Origin of the sequence: Brevibacillus sp. AG, from assembly GCF_028369215.1 — a bacterium.
GTDB classification, from domain to species: Bacteria; Bacillota; Bacilli; order Brevibacillales; family Brevibacillaceae; genus Brevibacillus; species Brevibacillus porteri.
Map to the genome: position 1 here is coordinate 1 of NZ_JAQMYO010000035.1, position 1,276 is coordinate 1,276.

At 45.0% G+C, this 1,276-nt stretch carries 2 protein-coding genes; both read right to left on the bottom strand.

From position 1 onward, the window contains the following. Positions 1 to 36: 36 nt before the first annotated feature. Positions 37 to 903 (bottom strand): IS3 family transposase, encoded by an 867-nt coding sequence (locus POF51_RS31960; protein ID WP_271756752.1) that lies wholly within the window; start codon positions 901 to 903, stop codon positions 37 to 39. Next, a complete protein-coding gene (locus tag POF51_RS31965) occupies positions 870 to 1,199 on the bottom strand; it encodes a helix-turn-helix domain-containing protein (protein WP_271756754.1) in 330 nt (109 codons plus the stop codon). The genes POF51_RS31960 and POF51_RS31965 overlap by 34 nt, the downstream gene beginning before the upstream one ends. Positions 1,200 to 1,276: the final 77 nt, after the last annotated feature.

Sequence of the window (1,276 nt, forward strand, 5' to 3'; positions counted from 1 at the left end):
TGGTCAAGACCCCATTTAGTGGACATTGAAAAAGCCCTAGGCAATAAGCTGACGTCGGTATTCAACTGGCGTCAGCTTGTTTAGTTTTCGTTGTGCTCTTTTCTCGTTATAAAAGAGAATAAATTCTTCAATTCGCCTTTGTGCTTCCTCTATACTTCGGATATCATAGGGATAGAGTGCTTCAACTTTCAGATGTGAAAAGAAGCTCTCCATGGAGGCGTTGTCATAACAATTGCCTCGACGAGACATGCTGATTTGGGCGCCAACCTTTGGCAGCATGTCGTGGTATGCATGGGACGTGTACTGGTACCCTTGATCGCTGTGAACGATCAATCCAGCCACGTCTTTTTGCTTTTCAAATGCTTTCTTGAAGGTCTCCAATACAAGTGGATTATCGTTTCGCTGGCTTAGATGATAAGCGACAATCTCATTGTTCCATAGATCTTTAATGGCAGATAAGTAAATCCGACGGTCAAATACCCGAAATTGTGTGACATCCGTTACCCACTTTTGATTAGGCCCTTCCGCAGTAAAATTTCGTTGTAGCAAATTTTCCGCGATTCTGCCATCCGAGACAGCTGCTTCATAACTGGTACGGTGGATGTATTTTCGACGGATGATTGCCTGCATGCCTAGCTCCTGCATGAGACGTAGCACTTTCTTGTGATTTACTTTCAGGTTATATTGGCGGTACAACTCGTCCTGGACACGACGATAGCCAACCGTCTTGTCCCGTTCTTCATAAATGCTTCTGATTTTGCGTTTAAGATGTTCGTCGCGATCATCGTCCTTGCGTTTCACATACGCATAGTAACCGCTTCGGCTTATACCTAAATAAGCGCACAGTTCTTGAACGCTTCGTTTGTCCCTTAGCTCGTCAACGACGATGTGCTTGTTTTGCAACCCTCCCGATTCAAGATTTGTAACCACTTTTTTAAGACATCTACCTCCAGTTGTAGACGCCGAATTTCCCGATCCTGCTCCGTTTCAACCCGATGAGGATTTCCACGCCCGTCCTTGAATGATGCGTCTCCACTTTCGCGATACTTTCTCATCCAAGTTCTGACGCGGTATTTATCCTGGACCCCTAGATGTTCTGCAATCTTTCTGTAACTCCATCGGTCTTCCACGTGCAAGCGAACTGCTTCTACTTTGAGTGATTCTGGATAATGTTTACATTTGCGTCCTTTCACTGCCATGACGAAAAGCACCCCCTAGAATTACATCGGATTAACCTAGGGGTTTTTCCAATGTCTATTCTAAGGGGTGCACTTCA

Bases quoted from the DNA above. Each gene is read 5' to 3' on its own strand.
- POF51_RS31965 (WP_271756754.1), bottom strand. From the start codon at position 1,199: ATGGCAGTGAAAGGACGCAAATGTAAACATTATCCAGAATCACTCAAA.